At 39.4% G+C, this 25,020-nt stretch carries 23 protein-coding genes; 7 read left to right on the top strand and 16 right to left on the bottom strand.

Translation table 11 applies throughout. The annotated features are described in order from the left end of the window. Window positions 1–73 precede the first annotated feature (73 nt). Both FBD94_RS11970 and FBD94_RS11965 read left to right on the top strand, forming a co-directional pair. The gene (locus FBD94_RS11970; RefSeq protein ID WP_090784948.1) at window positions 74–874 is read left to right on the top strand and encodes a (Fe-S)-binding protein; all 801 of its coding nucleotides are present in this window, start codon (window positions 74–76) and stop codon (window positions 872–874) included. Beyond that, window positions 864–1,661, top strand: a complete 798-nt coding sequence (locus FBD94_RS11965) for an MBL fold metallo-hydrolase (protein ID WP_136880351.1) — start codon at window positions 864–866, stop codon at window positions 1,659–1,661. Before FBD94_RS11970 ends, FBD94_RS11965 begins: the two co-directional genes overlap by 11 nt. A gap of 52 nt (window positions 1,662–1,713) precedes the next feature. Here FBD94_RS11965 and FBD94_RS11960 read toward each other — a convergent pair whose 3' ends face one another. From FBD94_RS11960 to FBD94_RS11925, 8 genes are all read right to left on the bottom strand, one after another. Beyond that, window positions 1,714–2,574, bottom strand: coding sequence for a glycoside hydrolase family 16 protein (locus tag FBD94_RS11960; RefSeq protein ID WP_136880350.1), 861 nt, complete (start codon window positions 2,572–2,574; stop codon window positions 1,714–1,716). A 4-nt stretch (window positions 2,575–2,578) separates the two neighbouring features. Beyond that, window positions 2,579–3,910, bottom strand: a complete 1,332-nt coding sequence (locus tag FBD94_RS11955; protein WP_136880349.1) for an acetylxylan esterase — start codon at window positions 3,908–3,910, stop codon at window positions 2,579–2,581. A 20-nt stretch (window positions 3,911–3,930) separates the two neighbouring features. Then, window positions 3,931–5,061: an IPT/TIG domain-containing protein gene (locus tag FBD94_RS11950; protein WP_136880348.1), complete on the bottom strand. Its 1,131-nt coding sequence runs from the start codon at window positions 5,059–5,061 to the stop codon at window positions 3,931–3,933. 6 nt (window positions 5,062–5,067) lie between these two features. Next, a complete protein-coding gene (locus FBD94_RS11945; RefSeq protein WP_136880347.1) occupies window positions 5,068–6,636 on the bottom strand; it encodes a RagB/SusD family nutrient uptake outer membrane protein in 1,569 nt (522 codons plus the stop codon). An 11-nt stretch (window positions 6,637–6,647) separates the two neighbouring features. After that, complete coding sequence (locus tag FBD94_RS11940; RefSeq protein ID WP_205945874.1) at window positions 6,648–10,046, bottom strand: TonB-dependent receptor; 3,399 nt, start codon at window positions 10,044–10,046, stop codon at window positions 6,648–6,650. A 310-nt stretch (window positions 10,047–10,356) separates the two neighbouring features. Continuing rightward, entirely contained in the window at window positions 10,357–11,541 is a 1,185-nt protein-coding gene (locus tag FBD94_RS11935; protein ID WP_136880345.1) for a FecR family protein, read from the bottom strand. 37 nt (window positions 11,542–11,578) lie between these two features. Beyond that, window positions 11,579–12,172 carry an RNA polymerase sigma factor gene (locus FBD94_RS11930; RefSeq protein ID WP_136880344.1) on the bottom strand — a complete coding sequence of 198 codons (594 nt, stop codon included), beginning with the start codon at window positions 12,170–12,172 and terminating at the stop codon, window positions 11,579–11,581. A gap of 82 nt (window positions 12,173–12,254) precedes the next feature. Then, entirely contained in the window at window positions 12,255–12,737 is a 483-nt protein-coding gene (locus FBD94_RS11925) for a hypothetical protein (RefSeq protein ID WP_136880343.1), read from the bottom strand. A 51-nt stretch (window positions 12,738–12,788) separates the two neighbouring features. Between FBD94_RS11925 and FBD94_RS11920 the strand changes: the two genes are divergently transcribed. Next, window positions 12,789–13,268, top strand: coding sequence for an ABC transporter ATPase (locus FBD94_RS11920; RefSeq protein ID WP_136880342.1), 480 nt, complete (start codon window positions 12,789–12,791; stop codon window positions 13,266–13,268). A gap of 32 nt (window positions 13,269–13,300) precedes the next feature. Here the strand turns inward: FBD94_RS11920 and mtgA are convergent, their stop codons facing one another. Further along, window positions 13,301–14,023, bottom strand: a complete 723-nt coding sequence (mtgA, locus tag FBD94_RS11915) for a monofunctional biosynthetic peptidoglycan transglycosylase (RefSeq protein WP_136880341.1) — start codon at window positions 14,021–14,023, stop codon at window positions 13,301–13,303. Window positions 14,024–14,112: 89 nt separating this feature from the next. On the opposite strand from mtgA, the gene FBD94_RS11910 reads away from it, so the two are divergent. Beyond that, window positions 14,113–14,406: a hypothetical protein gene (locus tag FBD94_RS11910; RefSeq protein ID WP_136880340.1), complete on the top strand. Its 294-nt coding sequence runs from the start codon at window positions 14,113–14,115 to the stop codon at window positions 14,404–14,406. Window positions 14,407–14,533: 127 nt separating this feature from the next. On the opposite strand, the gene rplI is transcribed toward FBD94_RS11910, so the two are convergent. From rplI to FBD94_RS11890, 4 genes are all read right to left on the bottom strand, one after another. After that, the gene (rplI, locus tag FBD94_RS11905) at window positions 14,534–14,977 is read right to left on the bottom strand and encodes a 50S ribosomal protein L9 (RefSeq protein ID WP_090784932.1); all 444 of its coding nucleotides are present in this window, start codon (window positions 14,975–14,977) and stop codon (window positions 14,534–14,536) included. 10 nt (window positions 14,978–14,987) lie between these two features. Beyond that, the gene (rpsR, locus tag FBD94_RS11900) at window positions 14,988–15,251 is read right to left on the bottom strand and encodes a 30S ribosomal protein S18 (protein WP_084291565.1); all 264 of its coding nucleotides are present in this window, start codon (window positions 15,249–15,251) and stop codon (window positions 14,988–14,990) included. Continuing rightward, window positions 15,251–15,610, bottom strand: coding sequence for a 30S ribosomal protein S6 (gene rpsF, locus FBD94_RS11895; protein WP_131611735.1), 360 nt, complete (start codon window positions 15,608–15,610; stop codon window positions 15,251–15,253). Before rpsF ends, rpsR begins: the two co-directional genes overlap by 1 nt. A 193-nt stretch (window positions 15,611–15,803) precedes the next feature. Continuing rightward, window positions 15,804–16,397, bottom strand: coding sequence for a hypothetical protein (locus FBD94_RS11890; protein WP_136880339.1), 594 nt, complete (start codon window positions 16,395–16,397; stop codon window positions 15,804–15,806). Window positions 16,398–16,561: 164 nt separating this feature from the next. On the opposite strand from FBD94_RS11890, the gene FBD94_RS11885 reads away from it, so the two are divergent. Both FBD94_RS11885 and FBD94_RS11880 read left to right on the top strand, forming a co-directional pair. Further along, complete coding sequence (locus FBD94_RS11885; protein ID WP_205945873.1) at window positions 16,562–17,443, top strand: AraC family transcriptional regulator; 882 nt, start codon at window positions 16,562–16,564, stop codon at window positions 17,441–17,443. 27 nt (window positions 17,444–17,470) lie between these two features. Then, window positions 17,471–19,327 carry a DNA polymerase III subunit gamma/tau gene (locus FBD94_RS11880; RefSeq protein ID WP_136880338.1) on the top strand — a complete coding sequence of 619 codons (1,857 nt, stop codon included), beginning with the start codon at window positions 17,471–17,473 and terminating at the stop codon, window positions 19,325–19,327. A 3-nt stretch (window positions 19,328–19,330) separates the two neighbouring features. Here the strand turns inward: FBD94_RS11880 and FBD94_RS11875 are convergent, their stop codons facing one another. Continuing rightward, window positions 19,331–19,756 (bottom strand): hypothetical protein, encoded by a 426-nt coding sequence (locus FBD94_RS11875; RefSeq protein ID WP_136880337.1) that lies wholly within the window; start codon window positions 19,754–19,756, stop codon window positions 19,331–19,333. Window positions 19,757–19,921: 165 nt separating this feature from the next. Beyond that, complete coding sequence (locus tag FBD94_RS11870; protein WP_136880336.1) at window positions 19,922–22,141, bottom strand: NADP-dependent isocitrate dehydrogenase; 2,220 nt, start codon at window positions 22,139–22,141, stop codon at window positions 19,922–19,924. A gap of 201 nt (window positions 22,142–22,342) precedes the next feature. Here FBD94_RS11870 and FBD94_RS11865 point away from each other — a divergent pair, with 201 nt between their 5' ends. After that, the gene (locus FBD94_RS11865; RefSeq protein WP_136880335.1) at window positions 22,343–24,409 is read left to right on the top strand and encodes a TonB-dependent receptor; all 2,067 of its coding nucleotides are present in this window, start codon (window positions 22,343–22,345) and stop codon (window positions 24,407–24,409) included. Here FBD94_RS11865 and FBD94_RS11860 read toward each other — a convergent pair. Continuing rightward, on the bottom strand, window positions 24,406–24,822 hold the full coding sequence (locus tag FBD94_RS11860; protein WP_136880334.1) for a single-stranded DNA-binding protein: 417 nt from the start codon (window positions 24,820–24,822) through the stop codon (window positions 24,406–24,408). The two genes, FBD94_RS11865 and FBD94_RS11860, sit on opposite strands and share 4 nt — an antisense overlap. Window positions 24,823–25,020 lie beyond the last annotated feature (198 nt).

Raw genomic sequence — 25,020 nt, 5'->3', positions numbered from 1 at the left:
GGAAGCAGGAGCAACGCACAAAGAATAGAGATTAAGAATCAAAGATTTAAAGAAATAGCTTAAACATCAATATATGAGCGCACAACTAAATTTTGAAGTGCCAACAATGGCAGAAATGATAGCCAAAGGCGAAGAACCTGAAATTCTATTTTGGGTAGGCTGCGCCGGAAGTTATGATGAAAGAGCACAAAAAACTACTCGCGACATCTGCAAAATATTGCATCATGTAGGCTTAAAATATGCTGTATTGGGCACAGAAGAAAGCTGTACTGGCGATCCGGCTAAGCGTGCAGGAAATGAATTTCTGTTTCAAATGCAGGCCATGACCAACATAGAGGTGCTAAACGGTTATAACATCAAAAAGATTGTTACCGGTTGCCCACACTGCTTCAACACCATAAAAAACGAATACCCGGGGCTAGGTGGCAATTACGAAGTGATACACCATACTCAGCTTATACAACAACTCATTGACGAAGGCAAGCTTAAAGCTGAAGGTGGTGAGAGCTTTAAAGGTAAAAAGATTACTTACCATGACCCATGTTATTTAGGCCGTGGAAATGATGTGTATGAAGCCCCAAGAAAAGCTTTAGAAGCACTAGATGCCCAACTTGTTGAAATGAAACGCTGCAAAACCAACGGCCTATGTTGTGGTGCAGGTGGCGCACAGATGTTTAAAGAACCCGAAAAAGGAAATAAAGACATCAATATCGAAAGAATCGAAGAAGCTTTAGAGACCCAACCACAGATCATCGCAGCATCATGCCCTTTTTGCATGACCATGCTTAGCGATGGGGTAAAAATGAAAGATCAGGATCAGAACGTAAAGGTCTTAGATATTGCTGAAATCACAGTCAGAGCCAATGGATTGTAATCATCTTTTCATAGCCTCCTTAAACTCCGGCAGCAACGGAAACTGCTACTACGTTGGCAACAGCGAAGAAGCCATACTTGTTGATGCCGGGATATCGTGTAGGGAGACTGAGAAAAGAATGCTGAGACTTGGCCTTTCCATGCAAAAAGTAAAGGCCATATTTATTTCTCACGAACATACAGACCATGTTAAAGGTTTGCAGACCCTCGCTGCTAAATACAATTTACCAACCTATATCAATCCAGGCACTTTAGCAGGCTGTAGGTTTAATCTAAGAGAAGACCTCATCAGACCTTTGCATTATGACACACAGGTACAAGTAGGTAACCTTCTGATTACTGGCTTTCCTAAAATACATGATGCTTCAGAACCTTATAGTTTTGTGATTTCCTGTGGAGAGACCAAAGTTGGTGTATTTACGGATTTAGGCGCAGCATGCGAACAGCTCACTTTCCACTTCAAACAATGCCACGCCGCATTCCTGGAAGCCAATTATGACGATGAGCTGCTTCAAAAAAGTGCATACCCTTACTTTTTAAAAAAACGCATCAGCGGAGGAAGAGGTCACTTGTCCAACAAGCAGGCATTGGAGCTTTTTACTGGCCATAAACCAGCCTTCATGACTCATCTGCTACTATCTCACCTGTCTAAAGATAACAACTGCCCAGAACTCGTTGCCGACTTATTTACGCAACACGCAAACGGCACAGAGATCATCGTAGCCTCCAGATATGAGGAAACAAAGGTTTATACTATTTTCGAACCAGCCACTGTACATTACACATAAAAAAACCGGCAAATTCAATTTGAATATTACCGGTTTTTCAGTTTATCATTCTCTATTTAATCTCTTTATATAAACGTACATAATCTACCAGCATTACCGCAGGTAATTTGGTATCATCGATAACCTGCCCCGGCCAAGTACCACCAACAGCAAGGTTGAAAATAATGTTAAAAGGCAAATGAAACTCACTTGTACTACCTTTTCCATCCTTAATCCAGAGCCCATTGTAAAATTTATCGTCGATATACCATTTAATGGTCTCTTTTGTCCAAATCACACTGTATACATGATACTCACCTGGCGTAGTATTAATCTTATTGCCTGAGGAAATGTGAGTACCATCTGGTTTTGCCCAGTGTGCCGCTGCTGAGGCCCAAATTTCGGTGTTAATCGTTTCCAGGATATCAATCTCTCCACATGCCGGCCAACCTACTCCTGGTTCGCCTCCTCTGGCTCTCATATTTGAACCCAGCATCCAAAATGCAGGCCATAAACCTTGTCCACGTGGAAGCTTCATCCTAGCTTCTATTTTCCCATAAGTGAAATCCTTCTTATTTAAAGAGTTGATTCTTCCCGAAGTATAACCGCTGACACCGATCTGTTGCTTTTTTGCTGTAATCTGAAGATGTCCATCTGCGACAGCAATATTGGCGGCCTGGTAATTTTCTTGCTCCGCATTCCCCCCTATGTTATAACCGATTTCCGGTGTCCAGTTTGCGGCATTTAAGGTAGTCCCCTCAAATTCATCAGCCCAGTCTAGTACGTATTTAACTTCTGGTACGGGTGGTGTAACAACTACTTCTTCAGCAGTCGTAATCGTATTTTTTTTACAAGCCATAAATACCGGTAAAACGGTTACGACCAGGCCAATAACAAATGGTATCATTCCTTTTTTTAAAATATATGTTGTCATAATTTTATTTTTTAATTGAGTTCGGTAATAATTTTTCTATCATCCATTTGTTCAGCACATCCCATTGTTCTGGATATCCAAAATGCCCGCTATCTCTGGCGAGTAACAACTCCTTTTTGGCAGTAACGGCATTGTAGACGGCATAAGTGGTCGTTGGCGGACAGGTTTCATCATTAAAACCCCAGGAGTACATCCCAGGAACCTTTAATAGTTTAGCGAAATTCACCACATCATAATATTTTGAGGTTTGAATCCGCGCTTCGGTATTGTTAAAACCCCCGTTTTCTTTATTGAATAGATGTGGCCAGCCACCTGCCCTGTTGTGCAGGTATCCCGTTAAATCGGACAAAGCAGGAAAAAGGCATACCAGGTATTTCACCCGACTATCCAACGCTGCTGTAACGACAGAAAGTGCACCGCCCTGACTGCCACCAAAAACGCCAATATTTTCACCATCAAATTCAGGCAAACTACAAATCAGGTCTACCGCCCTAACACAGCCCATGTACACCCTCTTGTAATAATAATGATCTTTATTGTCCAGGTTAGCGGAATAATACTCATTAAGCGCACCATCGTAAAGGTTATTATAGACTGATGGATCCATCGTTACAGGGATGCCATGAATCGCCATTTCCACTGTAATTATACCCTTTTCGGCCAGCGTAACATACCCATTTAGTGGCCTGATACCCGCTCCAGGAACAATGAGCTCAGCAGGGTATTTCCCAGGCCTTTTCGGAATACAGATCATGCCATACAATCTTGATCCAGGCCTAAAATTCTGTACACTAAACTGGTAGGTGTTGACTTTTTCGGTACACCTTTCGGGCATCAGGGTTAACTTAGTTTCTAGCGGTAGCTTCGAAAGCTCGCTTTTTGCTTTATCCCAGAAAGCCGTAAAATCCGATGGCATATCCGTTGTAGGTTTAATCTGGTAAGGATCAAATCCTGCGGTTGCCAAACCACGGTATAATTTACCTTCGAAATTAATGGTAGCGATGCAGCGTAAAAACCCCGGGCTTTTCATTGTACCCCCATCTATAGTTGCTTTTCCATCAGCCATGCTTAACTTTTCAGTCCATGTGGCATCCATTTTTTCAGGGCCTACCTGGACATCAACCTTACAATTTTTAAGCGTATTACCGTCTTTAAGCACGGTAATAGAAAACATGGCCTTCTCTCCTGTCTTATAGGTCCAATCGGCATGATCTGGTGCCACCACGACCGTAATTAAAGTTCTGGGTGGCTGGGCTGAGATCATTTCGGCATATAAGCAAAACAGGCACAGGAGCAAGCTCCCCAATAAGGAGCTTGACTTCAAAATACATTTCATATCTGCGAATTAACTGATACTTATAAAAAACCTATTTCATCAATATAGATTGGCGCTTTACTATTGCTGTTCTCTACAACCCATATTTTAGTGAAGTTAACCGCAGCAGGGAAAGTGCTGAGTGGGATGACATAATCTGTAAAGGTGCCTTCTGTCAATGTGAGTATTGCCCAAACAGTAGCTACACCGTTAAGTTCCACTTTAACCGTTTTCCCTGCAGAACCTGTCCCACCATAAATAGAAAGCTTTAATGCGGTATAATTACTCAGATTTAACGTTGGCCCGGTATAGGCAAATTGTAAGGGACAATCGTATCCTGTATAATTGAATTTAATCGATTTAGTACCTCTCACTCCACCGGTAGTATTCGCAATATCACCAGTACCACCCCAACCCCCATATGATGTCATACCCGTTGCCCAGGCATCGTCATATAAAAGCTTTTTAAATGCAAAAAATGAATTTGTCGATACGGCTGATCCACCTGCAGTAGTTACAGTAATACTGGCCTGAGAAACACCTGCTGGTATTTTAACTTTTATCTCTGTTTTTGTCGGCACACCAACAATTTCGGCATCTACCGTTCCAAATTTAACGCCGGTCAGGTTCTCAAAATAAGTCCCTGTAACGGTTATTACACCCCCAACTTCACCCAACAATGGAGCAACTTTCGTAATTACAGGATAAGGCTGTAACAGTCCAAAATCATATTCTACAGTACCATATTTAGTCGTTAGTGTAAGTTTATTACTTTGAGTTGGTCCATATGGAACATCAGTTCCAACGACAAAAATCAGGCTATTTTCGGTAACAAAGACCGGATTAAAAAATACAGCAACACCATTTATTTTAATTGAAATTGTGGTTAGTAAATTTTGTCCCATTAAAATATACTGTCCGTTCCATCTTGCTGCAGGTACATTGGCGTCATATGGAACCTTGGTGATCACGTTCCCGAATTTATTAGAGTCAAGGTTAACACGTGTTTCTGTATAGGTGGTATCGTTTTTAGTTAGCGTCCTAACCCTTTCTATTTCTGGAGCGGCTTTAACGCCTTCCTCATTATTCTTTTTGCATGAGGAGCACACTAAAATGAAGGCAACAAGTATAACTATTATACCTGGAAGCCGATTGTTAATCAAATTCTTCATTGCGTTTTATTTAAATACATAAGGTACAGGTGCTTCTTTTAGCTTTGGATTGGCCGAAACTTCTATTTCCGGATAGGCAAACAAAAACTGGTCGTCCGTCACATTTAAATACATTGGCGTTCCAGCAACCCCTCTATTCTGTGCATTAACGATAGCCTTGGCAATTGGATGGGATTTTACATTAAAACCATCCATACGGCAGAGGTCAAACCAATAATCAAACTCAATAGCAAATTCGATTCTTCTTTCCTTAAAAATGTCGATTTTAGTAATTTCCGTTTTCAGCCCCAAACCCGCTCTTGACCTGATTTTATTGAATGGTCCTAATGCTGCTGCATCGCTAGTGACAGATGCCGAGCCAAGGACAGCCTCTGCTGCAATCAATAAAACTTCCGCATATCGCATTAGGTAAGTATTATTTCCTGTGGATTGTGTTGCGCCTTTTCCGCCATTATCGGCAGGAGTACCCACCACATATTTCTTAACACCTATCCCAGTATTTCCAAAAGCCCAGTTTGAAGGAATGGTTAAGCCTCCGGTAGCTTGGTTGATCTCAGGATAAACATCTCCTTTCATCATAACTGTACTTCGTTTGCGTTTATCACCCGCTTCGTAAGTCTCCAATAAACTGTAAGTTCCGCTTACCACGCTCCATCCATCACCGGTACCCGTTATAATGGAGTTTGTTGCCAATGAGGCCTGTAAACTATTCCCCGTTGCGTACGGGCCTCCAGCTACCCATTGCAAGGCTGCAACAGACTCTTCATTGTTATTATTTGCGGTTAAAAAAAGATCATGGTAAGTTTTATCCGGAAGGTCCACGCCATAGAGTTTAAACTCTCCACTGTTGATTACTTTTTCGGCATACAAACGTGCATTCGGATAATCCTCCATATTCAGGTATACTTTCGCCAGCATTGCGGCAGCTGAACCGCTCGAAACACGACCCTGCGCGGTTGAAGGTGCTCCTCTTACCATTTTTGTGCAATTTTCTTCAGCAAATTTCAGGTCGTTAATGATGAACCTGTATACATCCGGAACAGGGTTGGTGTTCACTTTAAAGTTTGTGGCCAGATCAAGACTATTCTCTACGATAGGCACATTACCAAACATCCGTACTAGGTAAAAATAGGCCAGTCCCCGCATAAAATGGGCTTCTCCCAACGCGTTGTTGAGTACTGCCGACGGCACCGATGCCGGCACCTTAGAGGGAAGTGTATTGATTAAGGCATTAGCCTGTGCAACAACAGTATACATCCCCGTCCAGGCATTAATAACCTCAGTATTATTGGCTGTCGCAGAAATAGTCACAAAGTTTACCACATCAGCGGCATAACTGCGACCATTGCCACTGGCCACCTCGCCGATACAATATGCAGCCTTATTGTTCCAGAGGAACCAGACTTTATTGTATAGCACATTTGTACTTGCTTTTACCTGATCGGCAGTTGTATAATAATTATCAACCGTAATGGCATCTTGCGGGGCCTGATCAAAAAATGAGTCCTTACAAGCGGATATGGCCAGGCAACTTACCAATCCGAATAACATAAGATATTTTTTATAGTGTATCATGACTTTTTATGTTAAAATTCTGCGTTAATCCCGAAAGTAAATACCCTTGCAGAAGGATATCGGCCTATATCTACACCAGAGTACAATGGATTTTGATTTTGCAACCCAATTTCAGGATCGTATCCTTCGTATTTTGTGAACGTATATAAATTCTGAATACTCGTATATACTTTTAACTTATTCAACTTCATCTTTTTAATAATGCCAGATGAGAAGGTATAACCAAAGTTGATGTTCTGGATTCTGACATACGAGCCATCAAAAATATACCTATCTGAAATAAGGATATTGCTGTTGTCAGAACCCGCCCTTGGTGCGGGAATATTGGATCCGGGATTCTGCATTGTCCAGAAATCAGCCTGGGAAGCCAGCTGGTTCTGATAAATAGAGGTCATTGCAGTTAATATCCTATCCGCCATGCTTAAAATACGGCCACCATAAGAGCCCTGAAGAAAAATACTCAGGTCAAATGCCTTGTAGCTAAAGTTATTGGTAAAGCCGAAAGTAAAATCGGGTTGCGGACTACCCAGACTCTCCTGATCAGCGGCATCAATAATATTGTCACCATTCAAGTCTACATACTGAATATCGCCCAACCAGGTACGTTTAGCGCCCTTATTAGGATCATTAGACACAGGGTTACCAAATTGGATCGGTGCGGTTCTTAACTGTTCGTCCGTTTTAAAAATACCTTTTACCCGATAGCCATAAAATTCTCCCAGCGGGCCACCTACTACAGTACGGCTGATTGGGATGGCGGTAGAGCCATACGTTTGCAATATGTAAGGCAAGCCATTGGCCAGAGAGGTAACTTTGTTATTGTACTTGGAAAACACTAAAGTACTGTTCCACTTAAAATCAGTAGTGGCAATATTCTTGGAAGTTAGCGTAAAGTCAAACCCGTTATTGGTAATCCCCCCTGCATTTACAAAAGGAGGACTAATTCCGCCCAGGTATGCTTGCGCGCCCACCACATAAGCAGGTAAAGGCAACTGGAACAGAAACTTATTAGATTTGCGTTCAAAATAATCAAATGTCGCCCTAAACCTATCTTTAAAGATTCCAAAATCAACACCTACATTGTATTCTTCATGGTGCTCCCATTCCAGATCCGGGTTTGCAATACGGTCTAACAGGAAGCCTGTGCCCAAACCTGTTACACTTGAGTTCAATTTCGAACCAAAAGCATAAGCAGGAATTGCTTCATTTCCCACATGTCCGTAGCCTACCCTGAACTTCACATCATTGGCTATGTGCTTAATGTGCTCCATAAAGGGTTCTTCGGACACTTTCCATGAAGCTGCAAATGAAGGGAAATAGCCTCTCCTGTTTCCTTTTGCAAAGTTTGAAGATACGTCACTACGGAGTGTTGCCGTAACACTATATTTTCTATTATACGTATAAATGGCCCGCGCAAACATAGATTCCATATTATGCGGCGCTGTTTTTTGCTCATTTACAATTGCTGTGGCGGCATTTCCAAGATTTAGTGTTGGTACCTCTTCCCCTAATTCGTTGACAAGAAAGTCTGAAATTGTCGTTTGGACATTGTTATAATTATTCGAACTTACCTGGTACCCCAGCAAGGCTGTTAAGTCGTGTTTTTTAGCAAAAACATGTCTGTAAGTCAGATATTCTTTCCAGTTCAGGTAATTACTTTTTCCATTTTGTTCCCGTAAAACGGCAATCGGATTCCGGAAACGTCCATAGGAATAACTGGGGTTAAAAACTTTGCTGTCCGAGAAGCCAAAATCTCCACCAACTTCCGACCTCAACGTCAGGTCTTTAAAGAATTTGATTTCATTAAACAGGTTGACATTTAAATTATTCCTGTTTAATCTGTTATAAATACTCAACGCTTGCTGCACTGGATTTATAATCCCCGAAATAGCATCCGGTGTATCTGGCGGTCCCGCATAAGTACCATCAGAATTATAGATCGGAATCTCAGGTGCCTGTAAAAGCGCATTATAAATAATACCACCCTGGTCCGAGTATACAATATTTTCTGCTGTCCGGCTACCAGACACAATTAAACCAACTTTTGCCCATGGTTTTACCTGAGCTTCCAGGTTAGAGCGGAAAGAATATCGTTTAAAGGCTGAGCCAATAGCAATACCATCCTGATCAAAATAACCGCCAGAAATGTAATAAGATAAACCATCCTTACCACCGGAAACCGACAATTGATGACTTTGCATAGGTGCAGTACGAAAGATTGCTCGCTGCCAGTCAGTCCCTTCGCCAAGCAAATCAATGTTGGCCAGCTCTTCCCTCCTGATCATCCCATACGAATCTGCCAGGTAATTCTCCATTTTTGCGTATTGCTTCAGGTTCATCATATCGAGGAATTTTTGCGCCTGTTGTAAACCAGCATATCCATCGTAATTGATCCGGGCACTTCCCATTTTACCTTTTTTTGTGGTGATGATGATCACGCCATTTGCCGCCCTGTTACCATAGATCGCAGCAGCCGAAGCATCTTTCAAGATATCAATACTTTCTACGTCGTTGGGATTTAAAAGTGCCAGCGGACTTGGCGAATATGCGCCAGTATTGGCGCTGAAGGAGAGATTTCCATTTGCATTTGCGGCGCCAGCAACCTCAACCCCATCAATAACATACAACGGCTCTGCAGAGCCAAAGCTTGCGATCCCGCGGATATGAACTGAAGTCTGACTGCCGGGCGCACCAGTATTTTGCGTAACTGTAATTCCCGCAGCCTTCCCTTGCAGCAATTGATCTACACTTGCCTGTGGAATAGCCGCAATATCAGCTGCTTTTACGGAAGAAATGGCACCATTGATATCTTCCCGTCTTTGAGTACCATAACCAATCACCACAATCTCATCCAGGCCAGTAGCCTTTACTGTTAGGGTAACATCTAGCGTTCCTTTAGTACCGACTTTGACATCCTTTGTAGCAAAGCCTACAATAGAAAAAGAAAGTGTCGCGTTTGCATCGGGTACTTCAATGGCATAATAGCCGTTTAAATCAGTAATGGCTCCTTTATTTGTCCCCATTAACCTGACACTTACCCCGGGTAAAGGCTGATTTTTTTCATCAGTTACTTTTCCTTTGATTGGTATTACAGCTTTATAAAAACTATTAGCGGCCAACTTTCGTTTAATCACTATGATTTTATTGTTGATAGTATAGGTTAAAGGCTGCTCTTTAAAAGCTGCATTTAACACATCTACCAAAGTAGCATCAGTAACATTGAGATCTAACAGTTTCGTTCCCTCCAACATTTTATCCGTATACAGGAAAGTATAGCCGGTTTGATTACGAATCTCACTGAACACTTGTTCCAGAGGTACATTTTTTTTAGAAAAGGTAATCTTTTGAGCATAACCTGCCAGGGAGACCTGGAGAAAGGCAGTCAAGAGCAGACCCAATGTAAGTTTCATAACCCGCGTAATTTTATGAATGCAGACTGGAAGTCTACATCCCGATTGAGTGTAAAATTTCATTATATTTGGAAATATTTGGGTTTTAAATGGTTTATTTTGGTTGATAAGTCAATATTAAGCTTGCTAGAAACTCATATTTGCCAGAGGTGTTCGAAGCACTTCTGGTTTTTTGTTTTAAGCGCTTACAATGTAGAATTCTAAGGCATCAGTATCCCTCCTTTCTTAAGTAAATATTTGGTTGTTATAAAGAAGACGCATTACTTAAAGTAAAAGCCCCCTCCTTCAAAAAAAATATATGAATATTTATTTATGGTGTGATGACGACCTGGTTTCCTTCAATTCTATAGTTCATCAGTCCCGTTAATTTCAAAGCATCAAGAAGCTCTTTGATATTTTTTGAACGGGGAACAGTTCCAACAAAGCCCTCCTTAGTCAGTGTGCCTTCATAAACGACATCCACATCGTACCATCTAGACACCTTACGCATAATCGATTGGATATTTTCCCTTGAAAACTTAAAATAGCCATCCTTCCAGTCCACAAACGCATCAGGATCAACCTCATGTATTGTAAAAATATTGGTCAACCTAGCTTGCTGACCTGGTTTTAAGAATTGTACTTTATCCGTACCTGATTTGGCAAGTTTTACACTTCCTTCCAAAAGCGTTGTCACCACTGCTGGTTCTTCTGGATAAGCATTAATGTTAAAGTGTGTACCCAATACTTCTACAGTTTGGTCAGCCGTTTTTACCCGGAAAGGTTTTGTTTTATCTTTAACTACTTCAAAGTATCCTTCACCACTCAACTCTACCATGCGTTCTTTACCCGAAAATGCGGTTGGGAATCTCAAAGAGGATGCAGAATTTAACCACACCTTGGTCCCGTCTGGTAATTTGAGCATATACTGTCCGCCGCGAGGAGTAGCTAACGAGTTATATGTTATTCCCCCGCTCTGGTCCTTACCGTTTAATGCTGAGGCATCAAAAACAAGCTGTCCGTCTTTTTCCTTGTAAATAGAGGTGTGCTGCTGTTCAGCAAGTTTTCCAACTTTTGCAGCATCCAGAATAATTTCTGATCCATCTGCCAGCTTTAATACAGCTTTATTACTTCCTTGTAAAATTTTATTTTCGATTAGTTTATTTTCAGCAAGAGCACTATCTTTTTGATCAGTGTTAAAATAATAAAGCCCAACTCCTATACACAGGAAAGCCACGCATGCAACAGCAATATATTTAAGTTTAGGCCACAGGATAACTGTACGAGCCTCCTTATGAACATCCAAGGCATTTAATCGCGCTTCAATCTTTTCTGCAAGCTCAGGATAAGTCCTTCCATTCCGCTCATCAGCCATCTCCTGGTACATATCCATCACCTGCTCCACCTCGTCTCTACTTAAACGCTGGAACCAGTTCATGAACGCATCATGCTCTTGTGCCGTGTACTGATTTCTTGAAAACTTTTTCAGAAATTCCGAAAGTTCTTTTTCTTCCATAATAGAGTAGACGAATGAGCAGGTCGAAAGACCCCCTCTATAAAGTATTTAAATATAAATTGATGGCTATTAGCATAAAATAGGCATCATGATTATGCAAATACTGACGCACGAAGCCAATTCCGGCATACAATTGCTTTTTGACTACAGATTTTGAAATGCCTAACCTTTCTGCAATTTCATCCAGAGACAACTCTTCCCGGGTACGCATCAGAAATATAGCCTTCCGCTTTTCAGGGAGCAGATCAATGGCCATTTCCGCAATTTTATGGTATTCGTTATATATGATTCGGTCATCCGTTTTACCATGACTCTCTTCTGTGTCTGGCTTTAAGGCATTATACACTTTGGTCTTTACTGCTTTTCTCCTCAGCTCATCCAACAGCATGTTCTTAGCACATTTATACAGATAAGGTTTAAAGGCTTTAATGTGAATCAGGTTTTCTCTTTTCTCCCAAATTTTGACAAAAACATCCTGTGCAATTTCTTCCGCTGCATCACTCGATCTTGTAAACAGATAGAGATAATGATAGATCTCGGAAAGATATTGTTGATATAAAGTAGAAAAGGCAATCCGGTCACCGGCAGCAACTTTACCTAAAAGCTCAGATTCAGTAAGCGTGTCTTCCATTAGGCAATTGATCGTAGCAACTTAATTCCATGATCTCAATATAGTAATTTTTCATAGAGAAATTATGCCGGAGCTAAGGTGACTATTTTTGAGTCAGCAGCTGCGCATTTGTTTTAACGAGACGATCCAAAAGGTCTGAAAGATCCTGAGGTTCAATATTTTTCATCGGAATAGCCATATAGGTTGCCATACTATCCACATCCCCACCTTTTTTATCGTTATAGGTTTGCACAATTACATTTTCACCCTTGGTACGCAAATAAAGTTGTCCATTCTTATCGGTTCCATAGTAGTCCAGGTCTTTAAATTTAACCAGGTTAAAAGAGAAATATTCAATTTTACCACTTAAATAATAACGCTTGTACCTGCAAAACCCATTGTTGGTAACATTTAATTCATAACGTTTAATTTGCTCACCACTATGTTCATTATCGTGATGTTCTGTGAGCTTTTTCTGAATATAGACAAGCTGCTCATCCAGAAGCGAACGTGCAGTAAAAGCCATTAATATTAGGCTCAGCGATAAAAAGAGGGACATTTTTAAGCTCAATGTAAACTTATTCATCACGTTAATATTTTAGCGCCAACAAATTAAATAATTTATTAAATTTGGACTATGAGTTTTTCTCCACAATCTAAAGTTTGGATCTACCAAAGTAACCGTGCATTTACTAATGACGAGGTATCCGCTATACAGCAAAAACTGGATGACTTTACTTCGCAATGGAAAGCTCACGGTCATCAATTAAAAGCAACTGCACAAATACGGCATCAATTTTTTATTGTCTTTATTGTTGACGAGGCTTCAGCAGGTGTTACTGGATGTTCAATAGACGCTTCCGTACGAATCATCAAAGATATTGAGCAAACTTACAAAGTTGACCTATTTGATAGGTTTAACATTGCCTATAAAATAGATGGTAAGGTGATTGTAACCAATAAAGAAGATTTTGAAACCTTGGTAAACATTAAAACTGTTGGACCAAAGACTATTGTATTCAACAACCTTGTACAAAATTTAGAAGAGTTTGAGACTAAATGGGAAACTCCTTTCGAGCAAAGCTGGCACAGCAAAGTGTTTGCACACTTGCTGTAAACTGGCCTTAAACTACTAACCTATTTATTATATTAGAAATCTAAAGGGCCCAGTCTTCTCATGTTTTTCATGATCAGATATTGGCGGTGTTTGATATAGCGCGTTGGTTTCTTTGGTGTCCACCTTCTTGGATTAGGGAAACAAGCAGCAATCAATGCAGCCTGAGAACGGGTTAACTTAGTACAAGATTTACCAAAATAGGCTTGTGCCGCTGCTTCTGCACCATAAATACCATCCCCCATTTCAATCACATTCAGGTAAACCTCCAGTATCCGCTCCTTACTCCATAGCATTTCTATCAGGAGCGTGAAATAGGCCTCAAAACCTTTTCTAATCCATGAACGCCCGGGCCATAAAAACACATTCTTTGCAGTTTGTTGAGAAATGGTGCTGCCCCCTTTAACTTTTTCGCCCTTCTTGTTCGTCTTAAAAGCCTTTTCTATAGCATTAACATCAAAACCAATATGCTTTAAAAACAACTGATCCTCTGCCGAAACAGCAGCACGCTTCATGTTGTCAGATATATCCTTAAAATCTACCCATTCCTTTTCCATTTTTAACGCCTTTCCTTCGCTCTTGCGTTCTATATTCCGCAATACCATCAATAGGGTAATAGGTGGGTTAACGAAGCGGTAAATCAATACCCATAGCACACTGACCAGTAAAAACCAGACAAAAAGTCGGGTAAGTATTGAGGTTGCTTTTTTAGTAAAGGATTGTTTTGATTTACTGTTCGAACGTCTTTTTTGTGCCATCGGTCAAAGGTAATAAAAACATTAATTTCAACTCATAAGCAAAGCTGCCAAATGAAAGAATTAAATAAATTACTTAAATTTACCTCAACATGAAATTTACAGCATCCCGACTATCAGAAGGAAACAAGGTTTTCCCTACGGAAATTCACCTGGAAGAAAACAGCATAGAAATCAAATCACCGGGTTTATTCTGCGGAGATTCGAAATATCTGAACTACGAAGACATTACGTCGATTGAGGTAGACTCTCCGATGATTGGCTTCTCTACGTTAAGGTTGTTCTTAACCGGAAATAAAATTGAAATCAGCGGTTTTTCTAAGAGCGACATCAAGCAGATCCGTCAGATCATTGAAGAAGCTAAGAACAAGAGAAGAAAAAGCTAATAAGAGCGAGATCCTGATACCGGCCTGCACCGGCATGACGAATTCAGGATGACGTACCTCTAAAATTATAAGGCATAAAAAAAGCTTCCTGAAAATCAGGAAGCTTTTTTTATATCTAAAAAGAAGATTACTCAGCTACAACTTCGAAAGCAACTTTAACTTTCACTTCTTTGTGTAAGTTTAAGTTTGCAACATATTCACCTACAAATTTAGGCTCAGTTTCGAAAGTGATACGGCGACGATCTACATCAAAACCTTTTTGTTTCAATGCTTCAGCAATCATAATGGTATTTACAGCACCAAAAATCTTACCTGTCTCACCAGCTTTAGCACCGATAGACAATTTAACATCAGTTAAACGTTCAGCGATACCTTCAGCATCTTTCTTAATTTTATCTTGTTTAAAAGCAGCTTGCTTTAAGTTTTCCGCTAATACTTTTTTAGCTGAAGGAGTAGCCAAAGCACCAAATCCTTGAGGGATTAAGTAGTTACGACCATATCCTGGCTTTACATTAACGATATCATCTTTTTCCCCTAGGGATTTGATATCTTGTTTTAAAATGATTTCCATCTCTCAGCTCCTATTTTAATTGGTCAGCAACAAAAGGTAACAAACCAATGTGACGTGCACGTTTTACCGCTTGAGCCACTTTACGTTGAAATTTCAATGAAGTACCAGTTAAACGGCGAGGTAATAATTTACCTTGATCATTGATGAATTTTAACAAGAAGTTTGCGTCTTTGTAATCAATATATTTAATACCGTTTTTTCTGAAACGGCAATATTTTTTTCTGTTATCGTCCACTTTTGGAGCAGTAACATATTGTATTTGATCTTTAGCCATTATCCTGCAACCTCCTGTTTTGGTTTTTTGTTAAAAGCACCACTGCGTTTCTTATCATTATAAGCAACCGCGTGACGGTCTAATCTAATGGTAAGGAAACGTAGCACACGCTCATCACGCTTAAGCTCCAATTCCAATTTACTAATTAATTCACCAGAAGATTTGTACTCTGTAAGGTGGAAGAATCCGCTTGCTTTTTTCTCAATCGGATACGCTAATTTTCTCAAACCCCAATTGTCCTCTTGAACAATTTCGGCTCCGCTATCAGTGATGATTTTGCTGAATTTGGCTAATGCCTCTTTCGCAACTTCTTCTGACAACAACGGGGTTAGAACGATAACAGTTTCGTACTGATTCATTGTTATTTTGTTTATTTTTTAATTAATCCGCTCTTAATGCGGGATGCAAAAGTACTGATTAATATCTTAAAAACAAAGGGTTTATTGAGAAATATTGACACCCTACGATCAGCCAGTCCAACCCGAATTCCTTATACAAAAAAAGAGACTATCCTTACGGGACAACCTCTTCTAAACATAAAAAACTAATCTATTAACGCATTTGTACCACTTTGGTAAATTCTTGATTTTCAGATTTGATCAGAAAAGTCAGCTCACCTAAACCTACCCTGGATACATTAAACTTTTTGGTAAGGGCTAACGTACCTTCAAAAACTTCTTTATATAATTCATCATTATATTCGTTTATAATTCTAACCTCTACTGGTCCTTTAGACGCATTTTCAAGATTCAATGTGATCATTTCATCTTCCTTAGTCAAAACCGGCTTAATCGTTTCGGTAATCAATGGATTAGACACGATCGTTTTACCATCCACAATCGAAAGTTGGTACTCCGTTGATTTCGATTCTGTTGTTATTTTAAATGTATAACTTCCATCTGGGAAAGAACTCAAGTCATAAGTTTTAGAAGATCCACGTTTTGCCTTTATTCTTTTCTCATATAAGAGCTCATTTTCTGTTCCATAAATAGAAACATCAACAATTTGAGCCTCATCAATATAAAAAGTAACTGATTTTTCATTTATCCCTTTAACTTTCAACACAAATGAGCCTTCACTTGCATATAAGCTAGCAGAAAAGAATAGGGAAACTGCTATTAGACTGATTTTTAATAAATTTTTCATGATAAAATTGTTTAAAAGGTTAACAATTATTTTATACACCAAAATTACCCTGCATTTTAATGATAAATTTATTGCATATTCACTGATATCTATGCTAAATTACCCGAACATCAGTATCTTTAGGACAAAAAACAATAAATATGATTTTTTAAGTATTTTTGATCGTGCAAAACAAGAAGAATATTAAGCCCGGCTTTGAAGTTATTGAACCCACTTTTGGAAGTTCTTTTTATTATTCAAAATATATAGAGAACCACAACAACAAAGCACACGTTTGGCATTACCACCCCGAAATTGAAATGGTTTTTGTAAACGGAGGATCGGGGAAACGACAAATCGGAAGTCATATATCTTATTATACCGAAGGTGATTTAATCTTGATTGGTAGTAATTTACCCCATTGCGGCTTCACCGACACCAATACTGGGAATAAAAATGAGACTGTTATTCAAATGAAAGATGATTTTCTTGGAAAAGACTTTTTAGGTCTCCAGGAAACAAAATCCATATCTGACCTATTTAATAAAGCAAAAGGCGGTATTGCTTTTGGACAAAAAACAAAAGACGCCGTAGGCCATAAAATTGAGCTCATGGATGAGCAAGAGCCTTTTGAAAGATTATTAACCTTATTAAGTGTATTAAAAGAACTGGAACACGCCGGTGATTATAAAATTTTAAATGCAGCTGGATTTTCAATGGAAATGCAAATCCAGGACAATGACAGAATTAATATGGCATTTAACTATGTTAAAGATCATTTCCAGGAAGAGATTAATTTAATCGCTATTGCAGAAATGTCTAGCATGACCGTGCCCTCCTTCTGCCGATATTTTAAGAAAATCACAAAAAAAACATTTACTCAATTCGTAAACGAGTATCGAATTGTACACGCCTCTAAACTTTTGGCAGAAAAACAAACCAGCGTTGCAAATATTAGCTATGAAAGCGGCTTTAATAATTTCAGTCACTTTAATAAGGTATTTAAAGAATTTACTGGAAAAAGCGCCTCACAATACAGAAAAGAATTAACGGCTGTTTTTAAATAAATTAAAAATGCCTATTTTCGTGGACGAATGGAGAATTTTATAGTATCAGCCCGTAAGTACCGCCCGGCAACGTTTGAAACCGTTGTTGGACAGCAGCACATTACAGGTACGCTAAAAAATGCTATAAAAAACAATCAACTGGCACAGGCTTTTCTATTTTGCGGGCCAAGGGGTGTAGGTAAAACCACCTGCGCACGTATCCTTGCAAAAACAATTAACTGTACCAATCTAACTCCAGAACAAGAAGCCTGTGGTACCTGTGATTCTTGTGTTTCTTTTCAAACCGGTCATTCTTTCAACTTCCATGAGCTTGATGCTGCATCGAACAACTCTGTTGATGACATCAGAAGTTTGATTGAGCAAGTACGCATACCGCCACAAGCCGGAAAATATAAAATCTATATCATTGATGAGGTGCACATGCTTTCCGCAAATGCCTTCAATGCGTTCCTAAAGACACTTGAAGAACCACCTTCTTATGCTATTTTTATATTAGCCACTACAGAAAAGCACAAAATACTGCCTACGATATTGTCACGATGCCAGATCTTTGATTTCAATAGGATCCAGGTAGATGATATTTCAAGTCATTTAAATAAAATCGCAGAACGCGAAAACATAGCCGTAGAAGCCGACGGTCTACACATCATTGCTCAAAAAGCGGATGGAGGATTAAGGGATGCACTATCTATGTTTGATCAGATTGTAAGTTATACCAATAAAAATCTAACTTATAAATCGGTAATCGACAATCTTAACATACTTGATTACGATTACTACTTTAAACTTACCCAATACCTTACTGCTGCTGATGTAAGCAATACCCTAATCTTGTTTGATGAAATATTAAACAATGGTTTTGATGGCAACAACTTCATCAACGGATTGGCCAGTCACCTGCGCAACCTATTGGTAGCCAAAGATCCGCAAACCACTAAACTTTTAGAGGTTAGCGAAAACATCAAACAAAAATACATCAGTCAGAGTCAGCAAACACCGGTATCATTTATCCTTACCGCTTTAAATCTGGCAAACCAATGCGATCTGAATTACAAAAACAGTAAAAATCAGCGGCTACAGGTGGAGATGGCTTTAATAAAGATGTGCCACATTCCATCGGTACTTCAACTAGCCAGCCAACCGCTTACCAACGCAACTGACAACGATCAGATTAAAAAAAAAACTAATGTAAGTCCTGTTGCAGCGCCTGCGCCAGCAACAAATCAAGTAGCCAATACAGCGCCTACAACTGCAATTCCTATAGCTCCGCTCAATCCAGCTGCAAATGCTACGCCGGCTATACCAGTTATGGAAGCAAAACCTGTGACTACACCGTCTGCAAGCATTCCACTTCCTAAAAAAGCACCTGCACCATCTGCAAAAATTGTACTTAAGCCATCTTCTCCTACCCAGCAAAATAATGCGGCAATGCTGATTCCATCTTTAAATGGGATTGAAAAAAAGGGAGAAGGTGCTGTTGATGACGAACCACAATATATTTCTGGTAGCGACCGTGAGCCCTTTACACATGAGCAGCTTCTATTTTACTGGGAAGAGTATGTAAACATCGTAAAAGTGGCCAACAGAATCAATGTGTACACCCTAATGAGTACCTCGCCACCGATATTGGTGAGTCAGGAAGAAATTCTGGTGCATATTGAGCATAAGCTACAAGAAGGCATACTTCAGGAGGAAATGATAGATCTACTTAATTTTTTAAGGCCAAGACTTAAAAACTTTAGTATTATCATAAAAACTAAGCAGGTCGTAAAAGAGGTAGTAAACCGTTTGTACACTAGTGTTGAAAAATATCAATATCTGGTAGAAAAAAACCCAAAGCTGGATGAAATGCGTCGTAGATTTAATCTCGACGTCAACCCATAACTCCTACTTACCAGGCATATCATTTACAGGATACCCCTCTTCATCCAGATCATCACGGTCATCCTCAGGCGTACGGGCTAGTATTTCATCCTCAGGACTCAGCATCACTACACTTTCACCATCATCTATACGCATACCTGCACCGTCTAACCTTTCTTTCAACTCGCCATCCTTGTCATACTCCAATCCAATATAAGGGTTCGATTCATCGTAAGTAGAAATACTATCTTCACCATTAGGTGCCGAAGTATCGTAAGGAAGTGGATGATCGTAGTCTGCGTCCTTTCCTTTCACATCAAACTCGAAACTATTCCGGTCTTTATCAAAAGATAAATTATCAAAATCCTTGGTTTCACCCAAATCTGTTGGATGAAGCTTATCCATTGCGCGCTTAGCACCTCCTTGCTGATCATTATCGCCCGTCATCATATTGGTTAGGTTTTATACCGATATAACGTAGAAAAACAGCTAAATGTTTTTAATTATTCACACTTATCGTATAAATTATTGATACATACCGTACAAAAAAATACATAAAAAAGGGTCTGTACCATGATGGTGATACAGACCCTTTTATGGAAACACTAGCTTAGTTTATAAAGTTTCTAAAGCAGTGTTTAATGTTTTGCTTGGACGCATTGCTGCAAAAGCTAAATCATCGTTTGGATGATAATAACCACCAATATTTTGTGGTTTACCTTGCGCTCCGATTAACTCTTCCACAATCTTAGCTTCATTTTCAGTTAAAGCTTTAGCTAGTGGTGCAAACTTCGCCTGCAATTCTGCATCCTTAGTTTGTTCAGCTAAACCTTGAGCCCAATACATTGCCAAATAGTAATGTGAACCTCTATTGTCAATCTGACCAACTTTACGAGCTGGAGATTTATCATTAGCTAAGAACTTCTCTGTTGCTAAATCTAATGTTTCGGCTAAAACTAATGCTTTTGCATTGTTTTGAGTTTGACCTAAATGCTCTAAAGAAACAGCTAAAGCCAAAAATTCACCCAAAGAATCCCAACGTAAGTAACCTTCATGCAAGAATTGTTCAATATGTTTAGGTGCAGAACCACCAGCTCCAGTTTCAAACAAACCACCACCGTTCATTAATGGTACTATAGATAACATTTTTGCAGATGTACCTAATTCTAAAATTGGAAACAAATCGGTTAAATAGTCACGTAATACATTACCTGTTACCGAAATCGTGTCTTCACCTTTACGGATTCTGTCTAAAGTAAATTTAGTCGCTTCAACTGGTGATAAAATACGGATGTCTAAACCTGAAGTATCATGATCAGCCAGGTATTTTTTCACTTTCGCAATAATTTCTCTATCATGCGCTCTGTTTTCATCTAACCAGAAAACTGCTGGTGTAGCTGATAAACGAGCTCTATTTACGGCTAATTTAACCCAATCCTGAATTGGAGCATCCTTGGTTTGGCACATACGGAAGATGTCTCCTTTTTCAACCTTTTGATCGAAGAAGACATTACCGTTTGCATCAGTTACACGGATGGTACCATTTGTGGTAGCCTGGAAAGTTTTGTCATGAGAACCATACTCTTCCGCTTTTTGCGCCATTAAACCTACGTTTGGTACAGAGCCCATCGTGGTTACATCAAAAGCGCCATGAGCTTTACAATCGTCAATTGTAGCAGTATAAACACCTGCATAGCAACGATCAGGGATTATAGCAATGGTATCTTGTTGTTTATTTTCTTTATTCCACATCTGACCTGATGTACGAATCATTGCTGGCATCGAAGCATCAACAATTACATCAGAAGGCACATGCAGGTTGGTAATTCCTTTATCTGAGTTTACCATTGCCAATGCCGGGCCATTGGCAATTGCAGCATCAATAGCCGCTTTTACTTCTGCTTCTTTTGCATTTCCAGCAATTTTAGCGTAAACATCGCCTAAACCATTACGGGTATCAATGTTTAATTCTTTGAATAGATCAGCATATTTAGCAAAAACATCAGCGAAGTAAACTTCTACAATAGCGCCAAAAATGATCGGGTCAGAAACCTTCATCATGGTTGCTTTTAAATGCACTGAAAGTAAAACACCAGCTGCTTTTGCTTCTTCAATAGCTTTTGCTACAAAAGATTTCAATGCAGAAAGATTCATTACTGAACTGTCAATTACTTCACCAGCTTTTAATGGCGATAATCCTTTTAGTTCAACAACAGCACCGTTTGCATCTACAAATTCGATTTTAAACTGAGTAGGTTCTGCAACAGTAACAGATTTTTCTGATCCGTAGAAATCACCTTCAGTCATGCTTTCTACTTTAGTTTTAGAATCTGCAGACCAAGCCCCCATCGAATGTGGATTTGCTTTTGCATAATTCTTAACTGCTTTAGGCGCTCTACGATCTGAATTACCTTCACGTAAAACAGGGTTAACAGCAGAACCTAGAATCTTCGCATATTTTGCTTTGATTGCTTTTTCTTCTTCAGTTTGTGCATTATCTGGATAATTAGGAAGTGCAAAACCTTGTGATTGTAATTCAGTAATTGCACCAACCAACTGCGGAATAGAAGCAGAAACATTAGGTAATTTGATAATATTAGCCTCTGGCGTAGTTGCCAATTGGCCAAGTTCCGTCAATGCATCTCCAATTTTTTGGTCTTCCTTTAAAAACTCTGGAAAATTCGCTAAAATCCTTCCGGCTAAAGAAATATCCCTGCTTTCTACGTCAATACCAGCTGAGGCTGTAAAAGCTTGTACAATTGGTAATAATGAATAGGTTGCCAACATTGGCGCTTCATCTGTCTTGGTATAGATAATTTTTGATGTGTTTGACATATTGTTATAAATACGATTATATGAATGAAAAATAAAGCTGATTGTTTATGATAAACATGCTTTTGATTAAATCGCCTAAAGATAGAATAAACTGATGAAATATGAGTGACAAGCTTGTAAAATTTAAATAGCAGATATAAGAGCGTAAATAGCCAAAATGTGAGTTAGAATTATTCGTACTAAATTTTAGCTTTGCTTTAGATGAAAGCAATTTTTACAGGCTGTTTGATTGTGCTTGGTTTTTTTAGCATTGCACAAACAAAACAAGACACCACGAAAAAACTAAATGAGGTTGTTATTCACCCTTATTTCTCGGCGCAACCGCTATTAAGATCAACAGGTTCAATCGGTTTAATAGATCAGGCGGTCATGGATAAGCAACCCTCGGCTTCATTTGTTTCTACAATAAACACCATACCCGGTGTCCGCATGGAAGAACGCTCACCGGGTAGTTACCGCCTTTCTATTCGCGGGAGTTTACTGCGATCGCCCTTCGGAGTAAGAAATATTAAAATATACTTTGATGACTTCCCCTTAACCGATGCAGGTGGGAATACCTATTTCAATGCACTTGATGTATCTGCTGCACAAAATTTACAGATTTTAAAAGGTCCACATGGCAATATCTTTGGCGCAAACTCTGGCGGCGTAATATTAATCCAACCACAGGGGGCCGTTCCAGATAGTACAACGTTAGGTTTGAAACTTGAAGGCGGTTCTTATGGTCTCTTTCGGGAAAACTTAATTTTAAATCAACAGTTTAACAAATACAGCTTTAACCTTACGCAATCCTATCAACGTAGTGATGGCTACCGTGACCACAGTGGAATGGATCGTAAATACTTCCAGACTTTCCACAAATGGGATTATGCAAAGAATGCAACCCTAAAAGCATTTGTATTTTATTCAGATCTCCATTACAATACACCCGGTGGGTTAACCGAAGCGCAATATTTGCAAAATCCAAAATTATCAAGACCTGCAGCGGGGGCCCTAAAAAGTGCGATACAACAAAATGCAGGGATCTATAGCAATACATTATACGGAGGTATTGCCAACAACTGGCAAATCAATGATCAGCTTAAGCATGTAGTGGCTGTTTTTTCTTCCTATACGGACTTTAAAAACCCGTTTATTACCAATTATGAGAAACGCAAAGAACTTACACTTGGCCTGAGGTCATATCTTGAATATGAACGGAAACTGACTGATTTGAACTGGAAATTCGATTTGGGTATGGAGAGTATGCAGACCACAACGGATATAGACAATTACGTAAATAATTTAGGCGTTCCTGCTGCGCTTCAAGCTTCAGATAAATTAAAGGCCGCTGCTAATTTTGCCTTTGCTCATCTCACAGTAGATTTACTTGACAAATGGCTATTTGAGCTTTCTGCCAGTGCCAATTTGTATAAATATGGTTATGAAAGCATCGCTCCTATAGCTATTCCAAAAAACACAAACAGCTTTGACATTCAGGTGATGCCAAGAGCCGCAGTATCTTACCTTGTAGACCAACGTTTATCTTTAAGAGCCTCAGCGAGTAAAGGCTATTCCCCTCCTACACTGGCAGAAATCAGAGCCTCAAACAATGTGATCAATGTTGACTTGCAACCGGAATATGGTTGGAATTTCGAAACTGGCTTAAAATATCAAACGTTAAACAATAGATTATTTATAGATGTAGCGGGCTTCTACTACAATCTGAAAAGTGCAATCGTGAGACGCTTAGACGAGAATAATGCAGAATATTTTATCAATGCCGGCGGCACTAAGCAATGGGGATTGGAAAGTACGCTTGCTTTTTGGGTGATTCCAACTAATGCTTCAAATTTTGTACGAAGCTTGCAGTTTCGCAATGCTTATACCTTAAGTCACTTTAAATTTGACAAGTATCAGGATAAAACGACTAATTTTTCAGGTAATGACCTTACAGGTGTTCCGAAAACTACGGTACTGAGTAGTATTGATCTACAGTTACCTAAAGGTTGTTATGCTTTTTTCCAACACAACTTTACTTCGCGAATTCCTTTAAATGATGCCAACACAGCCTATGCTAAAAAGTACCACCTCCTGCAGGCTAAAGTTGGATACAGAAACTTACGCATTGGCCGTATGCCTGTTGAGATTTTTGCTGGGGCAGACAATCTTTTAAATGAGAACTACAGCCTGGGTAACGACCTCAATGCTTTAGGAGGTCGTTACTTTAATGCTGCTGCTAAACGTAATTTTTATGGGGGCTTAGCGGTAAGGTTTAATAAACCTTAAGCCTCCACTTTTTTTTCTATTTCCACTTTAGACTCCCTTTCCTTTTCCTCCTCCATCTTGTCTTCCTTCTTCCTTTTTATTTCCAAAACGTCCAATTCAATCGCACTTACGACAACCTCAGTAGAATAGCGGAGATCCCCAGCTTTGTCTTTATAACTTTGCATGTTTAGTTTTCCTTCAATACTAAATCGTGTCCCCTTCCTAACCGCTTTTTCCACCAACTCTACTCGTTTGTTCCAGAAAATTAAACTAAACCATTGTGTTTGGTTTACCGAAACTCCCTGGCTATTTTTATAAACCTCATTCACTGCAATACTTAGCCGCGCCATTCTTTTTTCATTTGCAAAATTGATGATAACCGGATCAGTCCCTGCAAACCCGGTTAACCGGACACTGTTTCTTACTTTTTCCATTTTTCTAGATATTTAGTTAGTATTGACTTCATTCACAGCTGTTAGTGCGACTGTCAATTAAGCAAATGTGTATAGAATGGACACAATAAACATGACGTTACACGGGTATATCCGGTTACATCCGTATAATTAAGATAATTGAAATACAACTCTGTATATTTACAATAATTAATCTGAAAAAATATTAACCTATTGTAT

This window comes from Pedobacter hiemivivus, assembly GCF_005144565.1.
GTDB classification, from domain to species: Bacteria; Bacteroidota; Bacteroidia; order Sphingobacteriales; family Sphingobacteriaceae; genus Pedobacter; species Pedobacter hiemivivus.
Note: the sequence above shows the minus strand (reverse complement) of the source record. Positions and strands in the feature narration are given on the sequence as shown.